This is a genomic window from Bacillus sp. LR_5, assembly GCF_042709275.1.
In genome coordinates, this window is sequence record NZ_JAVAXX010000246.1 from 1 (window position 1) to 9558 (window position 9558).

The 9558-nt window shown below is 44.1% G+C and carries 11 protein-coding genes and 1 pseudogene; 8 read left to right on the top strand and 4 right to left on the bottom strand.

The features are described from left to right. A partial coding sequence (maeN, locus tag RAC86_RS29940) for a sodium/malate symporter MaeN (protein WP_377886348.1) occupies window positions 1-1176 on the top strand: 1176 nt, incomplete at its 5' end. 35 nt (window positions 1177-1211) lie between these two features. On the opposite strand, the gene RAC86_RS29945 is transcribed toward maeN, so the two are convergent. Beyond that, entirely contained in the window at window positions 1212-1427 is a 216-nt protein-coding gene (locus RAC86_RS29945; protein WP_015483630.1) for a hypothetical protein, read from the bottom strand. Window positions 1428-1657: 230 nt separating this feature from the next. Here RAC86_RS29945 and RAC86_RS29950 point away from each other — a divergent pair, with 230 nt between their 5' ends. Genes RAC86_RS29950 through mnhG form a run of 7 tightly spaced genes read left to right on the top strand, consistent with a single transcriptional unit; the run spans window position 1658 to window position 7426 of the window. Further along, the gene (locus RAC86_RS29950) at window positions 1658-4063 is read left to right on the top strand and encodes a Na+/H+ antiporter subunit A (protein WP_173614275.1); all 2406 of its coding nucleotides are present in this window, start codon (window positions 1658-1660) and stop codon (window positions 4061-4063) included. Next, on the top strand, window positions 4056-4487 hold the full coding sequence (locus tag RAC86_RS29955; RefSeq protein ID WP_003228819.1) for a Na(+)/H(+) antiporter subunit B: 432 nt from the start codon (window positions 4056-4058) through the stop codon (window positions 4485-4487). The genes RAC86_RS29950 and RAC86_RS29955 overlap by 8 nt, the downstream gene beginning before the upstream one ends. Continuing rightward, complete coding sequence (locus RAC86_RS29960; RefSeq protein WP_003220730.1) at window positions 4487-4828, top strand: Na(+)/H(+) antiporter subunit C; 342 nt, start codon at window positions 4487-4489, stop codon at window positions 4826-4828. Before RAC86_RS29955 ends, RAC86_RS29960 begins: the two co-directional genes overlap by 1 nt. Beyond that, window positions 4821-6302 carry a Na+/H+ antiporter subunit D gene (locus RAC86_RS29965; protein WP_128993337.1) on the top strand — a complete coding sequence of 494 codons (1482 nt, stop codon included), beginning with the start codon at window positions 4821-4823 and terminating at the stop codon, window positions 6300-6302. The genes RAC86_RS29960 and RAC86_RS29965 overlap by 8 nt, the downstream gene beginning before the upstream one ends. Before the next feature lie 5 nt (window positions 6303-6307). Then, entirely contained in the window at window positions 6308-6784 is a 477-nt protein-coding gene (locus RAC86_RS29970) for a Na+/H+ antiporter subunit E (RefSeq protein ID WP_003228815.1), read from the top strand. Further along, on the top strand, window positions 6784-7068 hold the full coding sequence (locus tag RAC86_RS29975; RefSeq protein WP_003228814.1) for a Na(+)/H(+) antiporter subunit F1: 285 nt from the start codon (window positions 6784-6786) through the stop codon (window positions 7066-7068). Before RAC86_RS29970 ends, RAC86_RS29975 begins: the two co-directional genes overlap by 1 nt. Further along, the gene (gene mnhG / locus RAC86_RS29980; RefSeq protein WP_003244302.1) at window positions 7052-7426 is read left to right on the top strand and encodes a monovalent cation/H(+) antiporter subunit G; all 375 of its coding nucleotides are present in this window, start codon (window positions 7052-7054) and stop codon (window positions 7424-7426) included. Before RAC86_RS29975 ends, mnhG begins: the two co-directional genes overlap by 17 nt. A 38-nt stretch (window positions 7427-7464) precedes the next feature. Here mnhG and RAC86_RS29985 read toward each other — a convergent pair whose 3' ends face one another. The 3 genes and pseudogenes from RAC86_RS29985 to comP form a co-directional block, all read right to left on the bottom strand. Further along, complete coding sequence (locus RAC86_RS29985; RefSeq protein WP_377886349.1) at window positions 7465-7845, bottom strand: hotdog fold thioesterase; 381 nt, start codon at window positions 7843-7845, stop codon at window positions 7465-7467. Window positions 7846-7863: 18 nt separating this feature from the next. Further along, complete coding sequence (comA, locus tag RAC86_RS29990) at window positions 7864-8508, bottom strand: two-component system response regulator ComA (RefSeq protein ID WP_003220716.1); 645 nt, start codon at window positions 8506-8508, stop codon at window positions 7864-7866. A gap of 80 nt (window positions 8509-8588) precedes the next feature. Next, window positions 8589-9558 (bottom strand): annotated as a pseudogene (gene comP, locus RAC86_RS29995) (two-component system sensor histidine kinase ComP); the annotation flags it as partial.

Genomic DNA, 9558 nt, shown 5'->3' on the forward strand with positions numbered 1-9558 from the left:
AATATGCTTGGCGGGTTTGCCATCATTATGATTCTTGGTGTGTTTCTCGGAGACATAGGCCAACGCATACCGATATTGAAGGATATTGGCGGCCCTGCTATTTTATCTTTGTTTGTTCCTTCATTTTTAGTCTTTTACAATGTACTGAATTCAACATCTTTAGACGCTGTAACCAACTTGATGAAAACGTCTAACTTCCTTTATTTCTATATCGCTTGCCTTGTTGTGGGAAGTATCCTCGGTATGAACAGAATTGTTTTAATACAGGGGTTTATCAGAATGTTCGTTCCACTGGTTGCAGGAACGATCGCGGCCGTTGCAGCCGGCATCCTTGTCGGATTTATTTTTGGCTATAGTGCCTATGATTCCTTTTTCTTTGTTGTTGTCCCGATTATTGCCGGGGGAATAGGCGAAGGAATTTTGCCGCTTTCAATCGCCTACTCACAAATACTGGGCTCATCTGCTGATGTATTTGTGTCTCAGCTGGTTCCAGCCGCAATTATAGGAAACGTTTTTGCTATCATATGTGCAGCCTTAATGAAAAAGCTTGGCGATAAGCGTCCAGATCTAAATGGGAACGGACGTCTCGTAAAATCTAAAAAAGCAAATGAGATTTTCAATCAAAAAGAAGCCGAAGCAAAAATTGATTTCAAATTAATGGGAGCAGGAGTTCTGCTCGCGTGTACATTCTTTATTTTTGGCGGGTTATTGGAGAAATTCATCTTCATCCCGGGCGCGATCTTAATGATTATTTCAGCTGCGGCTGTCAAGTATGCAAATATTCTTCCGAAAAAAATGGAAGAAGGCGCTTACCAGCTTTATAAGTTTATTTCTTCAAGCTTTACATGGCCGCTGATGGTCGGTCTCGGCATCCTCTTTATTCCGTTGGATGACGTAGCGTCTGTGATTTCTATTCCGTTTGTCATCATTTGTATTTCAGTTGTTATCGCGATGATTGGTTCTGGATATTTTGTAGGCAAGCTGATGAACATGTATCCGGTTGAATCCGCAATCGTTACTTGCTGCCACAGCGGCCTCGGCGGAACGGGTGATGTTGCCATTTTATCAGCATCAGGAAGAATGGGCCTTATGCCGTTTGCCCAAATTTCAACCCGTCTCGGCGGTGCAGGCACAGTTATTTGCGCGACAGTTTTGCTTCGTTTTTTCACTTCATAAACAGAAAGAGTTCCGTTTTATGCGGAACTCTTTTTTTATTTATTCACAATCCGAATATACTCTCGGGGACCAAACGGCAGATCCTTTGATTCCGTCTCACTCATTCTGGCTGACAGGTGGTGCTCCAGTAAATACAGCTCCCACTCATCACTAGCCGCCACACCGCTGCGCCCGTCATATTGATTCAACATGAATGCCCCTGCAAATACTGAGCAGAATAAACCTGAGCACATCACGACTTTTCTTTTCACATGACCAGCTCCTTTCCTTCAGCTTGATCAGGATTGATTTTAAATATACAAATAACCTCTTTTTTGTTAGACTTATTTTGAGGTCAAAAGAACTCATAAAAATCCCTTACAGCAGTTCGAAGCGTGGCAGCTTGCAGAAAAGTGCGATATAATTTGGACTAGGTCGTTTGACCGTATATTTTATACATAGCGCATTTTTCAATTGAGAACGAGAAAAGGAGGTCTTATCTTTGCAGCTCTTACATCTTGCTATTTTATCGCCTTTTTTATTTGCTTTTATCATTCCCTTCTTGGCAAAATACGCAAAAAGAGTGCATACGGGCTGGTTTGTGTTGATCCTGCCCGTCTTGCTGTTTATATACTTTCTCCCAATGATCAGGATGACACAATCTGGAGAAACACTTCGATCGGTATTAGAGTGGATTCCGTCACTCGGCATTAACTTTACCGTTTATATAGACGGCCTCGGGTTATTATTCGCTTTACTGATCACAGGCATTGGCTCTTTGGTCACTCTTTACAGCATTTTTTATTTATCGAAAGAAAAAGAACAGCTTGGGCCCTTTTATGTCTACTTATTGATGTTCATGGGCGCCATGCTCGGCGTCGTTCTAGTAGACAATGTCATGGTTCTCTACATGTTCTGGGAGCTTACAAGCCTTTCATCCTTTTTGCTGATCGGCTATTGGTATAAGCGGGAAAAGTCGCGCTATGGCGCAGCCAAATCACTTTTGATTACGGTCAGCGGCGGGCTGTGCATGCTCGGTGGATTTATTCTCCTTTATTTGATAACGGATTCCTTCAGTATTAGAGAGATGGTTCACCAGGTTCAATTAATTGCCGGCCACGAATTGTTTATCCCGGCTATGATTCTCATTTTATTAGGGGCTTTTACGAAATCAGCGCAATTTCCTTTTTACATCTGGCTCCCTGACGCGATGGAAGCTCCGACGCCTGTCAGCGCTTATCTCCATTCAGCTACTATGGTAAAAGCCGGCATTTATGTGATTGCGAGATTCAGCCCTATTTTCGCCTTTTCAGCTCAGTGGTTTTGGATCGTGTCCCTCGTTGGCCTCTTTACGATGGTTTGGGGTTCATTCCATGCCGTGAAACAAACTGATTTAAAATCGATTTTGGCGTTTTCAACCGTCAGCCAGCTCGGCATGATCATCTCCATGCTCGGAGTCAGTGCTGCGGCCCTTCATTACGGCCATACAGAATATTATACAGTTGCCGCTATGGCTGCCATTTTCCATTTGATCAACCACGCAACCTTTAAAGGAAGCTTGTTTATGGCAGTCGGGATTATCGATCACGAAACAGGCACACGGGATATCCGGAAGCTAGGCGGCCTGATGGCGATTATGCCGATTACTTTTACCATTTCCTTAATCGGGACATTTTCAATGGCCGGCTTACCGCCGTTTAACGGATTTTTGAGTAAAGAAATGTTTTTCACAAGCATGCTTCGCGTGACACATTTTGACCTGTTCAACGTGCAGACATGGGGCGTTCTGTTCCCTCTTTTCGCCTGGATCGGAAGTGTATTTACGTTTATCTACAGCATGAAATTGCTGTTTAAAACATTCAGAGGAAATTACCAGCCTGAGCAGCTTGAAAAACCGGCTCACGAGGCGCCTGTCGGCATGCTCGTACCACCGGTCATTCTTGTCGCTTTGGCTGTCAGTCTCTTCTTTTTCCCGAATATATTGTCGTACAGCCTGATAGAGCCTGCGATGAACTCAATCTATCCGACACTGCTTGCCGGCCATGAGAAATTCCACGTTCACATTTCACAGTGGCATGGGGTTACAACGGAATTGCTCATGACTGCGGGTATTGTTGTGATCGGAACAATTGGTTATTTGTCGCTGAATAAGTGGAAAGGAATCTATAAACTGTTTCCTTCGAAACTCACACTCAACCGGTTATACGATAAGCTTTTGACTCTGATGGAGAAAGGCTCTTACCGGGTCACAAAACAATATATGACCGGGTTTTTAAGAGATTATTTGCTGTATATCTTCGCTGGTTTCATCATTCTGATAGGCGGAGCTTTTGCCATTAAAGGCGGATTTTTATTTAAAACGGAAGGCATGGCTAAAATCGGTGTATACGAAATCATTTTGACGCTTGTCATGATCAGCGCCACAGTGGCGACTGTTTTTGCTAGGTCAAGACTGACGGCGATCATTGCACTCGGTGTTGTCGGTTATACGCTTGCATTGTTTTTTGTCATTTTCAGAGCGCCGGACTTGGCATTGACTCAGCTCGTCATTGAAACGATTTCTGTGGCACTGTTTCTGCTTTGCTTCTACCATTTGCCGAAACTGAGGCTGAAAACAAAAACGAGAACGTTCCGGATGACGAATTTTATCATTTCTTTAGGCGTCGGTGTTATCGTTACTCTGCTCGGCATCGCATCGTCAAGCCAGCGGACAAAAGACAGCATTGCGTCCTTTTTTGTCAAACACAGCCACGATCTCGGCGGAGGGGATAATGTCGTCAATGTCATTCTCGTTGATTTCAGGGGATTTGATACAATGTTTGAAATTACGGTATTAACGATAGCCGCTCTCGGCATTTACAGCATGATTAAAACAAAAGTAAAAGAGGAGGGGAAAAGCGGTGAATGAACAAAAAACAAATGACTTGATTCTTCAAACCGCGACAAAGCTTGTATCCTTTATCATTTTGCTTTTCTCTTTCTATTTATTTTTATCAGGGCATAACGCGCCCGGAGGAGGCTTTGTCGGCGGACTGATCACGTCCTCTTCCATCGTTCTCTTGCTCTTGGCGTATGATTTAAAAACCGTGCGTTCCCTTTTGCCGGTCAATTTCATTTATGTCGCGGGAGCCGGCCTTCTGCTCGCTGTATTAACAGGCGTTGGCTCCTTTGTCTTCGGGGCTCCTTTTTTAACCCACACATTCGGATACTTTCAGCTGCCGATCCTTGGGAAAACGGAGCTCGCCACAGCGACGATATTTGATTTAGGCGTTTATCTTGTTGTCGTAGGCATAACGATGACCATTATTCAAACGATTGGAGAGGAAGAATAATGGAAATCTTAATGGCTGTATTAGCCGGTATTATTTTTATGGCTGCTACGTATTTGCTGCTGTCTAAAAGCCTGCTTCGCGTCATTATCGGAACAGCACTGTTAAGCCATGGCGTTCATTTAATGCTTTTGACTATGGGAGGGTTAAAGAAAGGCGCCGCTCCGATTTTGAGCGAGCATGCCAAATCATTTGTCGATCCGCTTCCGCAAGCCCTGATTTTGACCGCAATTGTCATTTCTTTTGGCGTTACATCATTCATCCTCGTCATGGCCTTTCGCGCTTATCAGGAATTGAAATCGGACGATATGGATCAAATGAGGGGAAATGATCAACATGAATAATTTTGTTATTTTGCCAATCCTGATCCCGCTTTTGTCGGCTATTCTTCTGATTTTCATGACGAAGAATCTTATGCTCATGAGAATCTTCAGCACGGCGGCATCGGCCATCGGGATTGTGATTAGCGGCATACTTGTACAGACTGTCTTCACAAAAGGTATCCAGACACTCAGCTTAGGCGGCTGGAAAGCGCCGTACGGCATTGTGCTCGCCGCAGACCAATTCGCCAGCCTGCTCGTTCTCACAACAGCGGTCATCGGTTTATTGGTTGGGCTTTATTCCTTCCGTTCCGTCGGTGAAAAACGGGAGCGCTCCTTTTACTACTCCGGCGTTCAGTTCTTGCTTGCCGGTGTCAGCGGAGCGTTTTTAACAGGCGATTTATTTAATATGTACGTATTTTTTGAGCTTCTGCTTATTGCTTCCTATATGCTGATTGTATTAGGCGGCACAAAAATTCAGCTGCGGGAATCCCTTAAATATATTGTGTTTAATATCGTATCGTCTGCCCTGTTTGTCATAGGGGTCGGCTTTTTATACGCTGTAACCGGCACGTTAAACATGGCGGATCTTAGCGTGAAAATCAGCGAATCAGGACAAACCGGGCTGATCACTGTGATTGGTGTCCTGCTGCTTTTGGTATTTGGCATGAAGGGCGGAATCTTCCCCCTCTACTTTTGGCTTCCAGGCTCTTATTACGCGCCACCGGCAGCAATCTCCGCGTTGTTCGGCGCTTTGCTTACAAAAGTCGGGTTATATGCGATTACGAGGGTTTTCACATTGATTTTTATTCACGATACTGCCTTTACCCATCAGCTGATGATTTGGCTGGCGGCGCTGACTGTGATTTTCGGTGTGATCGGTTCACTCGCTTATTCGAATGTCATGAAAATTGTGATCTATAACATTATTACCGCTGTCGGCGTGATTTTGTTCGGTGTGGCAGTACACACCCCCGCATCTATTCAGGGCGCGATCTACTATCTGATTCACGATATGCTGATTAAGGGCGCTTTGTTTATGCTGGCAGGTACGCTGATCGCATTGACTGGAACCGCGAGCCTGCATAAAATGGGCGGGCTGATCAAACGCTATCCTGTTCTTGGATGGATGTTTTTCATTTCCGCTATTTCTCTTGCAGGCATTCCGCCACTGAGCGGATTTGTCGGCAAATTTAAAATTGCGGAGGGCGGCTTCGCAGAAGGTGAATTTACGATATCCATGCTGATTCTGCTTTCGAGTCTGCTCGTACTGTACTCTGTGCTGAGGATCTTTATACATGCGTTTTGGGGCGAAGAAAAAGAAACGCCAAAACCAAATCATCGAACAGCTAAAGGACTTCTTTATCCGGCAGCTATTTTTCTCTTGCTGTCTCTTCTCTTCGGGGTGGGTACAGAATGGGTGTCGCCTTACGTTGATCAAGCGGCCGAGACGCTGCTGAATCCGGAAAAATATATCGAAGCTGTTCTGAAGGAGTAGATCGCATGGCATTTCAAATTTTATTAAATGTGTTTCTCGCTTTTTGCTGGATGTTCTTAAGCAACAGTCCAAGCGCCGCAGGATTCATTACAGGCTATATTCTGGGAATGCTCTCTCTCTTTTTCTTCCGGCGCTTTTTCACTCGCCAGTTTTATCTATGGAAATTGATTTCTATCATCAAGCTCTGTTTCATTTTTATAAAGGAACTGTACCTTGCTAATGTCAGTGTGATGAAATCAGTCTTATCTCCAAAACTGAATATCAGACCGGGTATTTTTGCTTTTAAAACTGAACTGACGAAGGACTGGGAAATCACCCTGCTTTCTCTGCTCATTACATTAACGCCGGGAACCTTGGTGATGGATATTTCAGATGACAGAACAATACTTTATATTCATGCAATGGATATCGAGGATGCGGAAAAAGCGATTTTTGATATTCGGGAGTCATTTGAAAAAGCCATACAGGAGGTGAGCCGGTGATGTTTACGCTGATCCTGCAAATCGCGCTCGGCATTATGGCAGTGTCTACCTTTTTGTATGTCATTCGTGTCATTAAAGGGCCGACTGTGCCTGACCGGGTCGTGGCTCTGGATGCAATCGGCATCAATCTGATCGCAATCACGGCGCTTGTCTCCATCTTGCTGAAAACAAGTGCGTTTTTAGATATTATTTTGCTGCTGGGGATTTTATCGTTTATCGGAACGATCGCATTTTCCAAGTTCCTGGAGAAAGGAGAGATTATCGAAAATGATCGAAACCGCTAAGGTCGTTGTGGCTGTATTCATTTTGCTGGGTGCTCTTATATGCCTCATTGCTTCATTTGGCGTACTTCGCCTTCCCGATGTGTTTACACGCGCTCATGCTGCTTCTAAAGGCTCAACATTAGGTGTCAATATGATTCTGCTCGGTGTCTTCTTCTATTTGTGGTTTGTGACGGGGGAGCTCTCCGCTAAAATCCTGCTTGGAATTCTCTTTATCTTTATTACGTCGCCTATCGGCGGGCACTTGATCTGCCGTGCTGCGTATAACTCCGGCGTCAAGCTTGATGAGAGAAGTGTGCAAGATGACTATAACGGAATCAGAAACTTTGTGATTAAACGAAAAGAGGATTCTTATTTATAAAAATAAGCAGCCGGACAGGCAGAGTTCCGGCTGTTTTTTTATTTCTTGATGACAGCCAGCGTGCATCTGGATATACAGATCAGCCTCTCTTGCTCGTCATATATGTGAATATGATAGACAATCGTCGTTCTGCCTATATGAACGGGCTCGGCTATCGCCTTTACCGTTCCTTCCTTTACAGATTTTAAATGGTTGGCGTTAATCTCCAAACCGACACAAGCTTGCGTTGTATGATCAATCAGGTTCTGTGCACCTGCGCTCGCCACGGTTTCCGCCAGGGCCACTGAAGCGCCTCCATGCAAATATCCGAACGGCTGTACCGTCCGATGATCCACCGGCATGACCGCAACGCATCGTTCCGCTGTGTTTTCAACAATCTCAATACCAAGCGCTTCAAGCAATGTGTGCTTCATATCCATCTCTACACCCCCCAACATTTAAAGTACACCGTCTGATTTCGCAATCAAAACCGCTTCCGTCCGTGAACCGACATTCAGCTTATTGAAAATCGATGTCAAGCTGTATTCAATGGACCGCTTGCTTAAATGAAGGGCATCTGCGATTTCTTGGTTTGTAAATCCCTTTTCAACTTCTTGAAGAATCAGGCATTCTCTAGGTGTGAGCACATCTTGTTCTTTTTGAGAGGAAGGAGCCGGCTTTGTTTTTTGCTGAGTCATCAGCTGTTTAAAGTAAGCAAAATCGACTAAAATTTCTCCGTTGAGTACGTGGTATATGTATTGGGTGATCTTTTCTTTAGATTCCGTTTTGCTGATGGCACCGTGCAGACCCGCACGAATCGCTTCCTCGAAATAATCCTCGACCTCATAACCGGTATACACGATAATTTTACAATGAGGATTCTCTTGTAAAATCTGTTTAGAAAGCTCCATCCCATTGACCTCGCCGCCTAGATTCAGATCCATTAAAATGAGATCATATGACGAGAAATCATGCTGCTTGATAAACTGTTCGCTCGGTTCAGGACTGAGACAATCAACAGACAAATTCGAATCCGTTTCCAAAATTGTCTTGGTGCCTTCCATGACAGCCGGATGGTCATCAATCACTAGTATCTTTTTCATGTTTTCCTCCCTTTTACTCACTCTTTTCCATTTTATAAAAAAGACTTGGCCTGTGCCAAGTCGTTTCCGTTATAAATCCATTACAATTCGATTTCAATATCAGCCTTAAAGCCCTTTCCTTCACTTGTTTCAATCCGAAGGCGCCCATCTAAAGCCCTGACTCTCTCCTTAATGCCAGAAAGCCCCATGCTCATGGAATGCTCAGTATTCTTTTCCTGATCAAACCCTACGCCATCATCCTCATAATGAAGAACGATTTTGTTTTGAATACTGATGAGCATAATCAGCACATCCGTCGCCTGAGAGTGCTTGACCGCATTAGACAGAAACTCTTGAATGATCCGGTACAAATTCAGCTGCGAATCCAGATCAAGGGAAGCCGTAAATCTCCCGGTATTTAAACGAATATGAAACGGAACCCGCTCCTGCTGCTGCGCCACCAGCTTCGACAGCGCCTTCACCAATCCAAGATCATACAGAAGCTGCGGCCGCAGCTCATGACACGTCTCCCTCGTCATCGAAATCACATCAGACATCTGCTCATTCATCTGCACAAGCTTGTCCTGCACCTCTTCACGGCACGGATTATCATCCTTCTTAAAATCACCCAAAAACAGCTCACACTGGCGTTTTAAGGAAATCAAATCCTGAAGAACCGAATCGTGGAGATCGCGGGCGAGATCCGAGCGTTGTTTTTCCTCGATCGTGTACATGAGTTTTTTGAGCCATACGGGGTTGGATTCTTGTTGTTTTATTTCTTCTAAATGACTCATTAGTTCTTCGATTTTCATGACGTTTTCGATCGATACGTTTGTATAAAAAGCCAAAGTTTTCAGCCAAGAAAGTTCTTCGAGTGTGAGACGAGGCGTATTCATTTTAGATAAACAAAGGATCACAAATGATTTACCACCGCGTTCACCAATCTTCATGACAAAACCTTTATTAAATTCAACGATTTTCCCTATTTCGGATGTTACTTTTCTAAATTCTTTTTGATAGACTTTTTCAAATGAATTTACGTTCTCATCATCATATAGTTTAATATTTCCG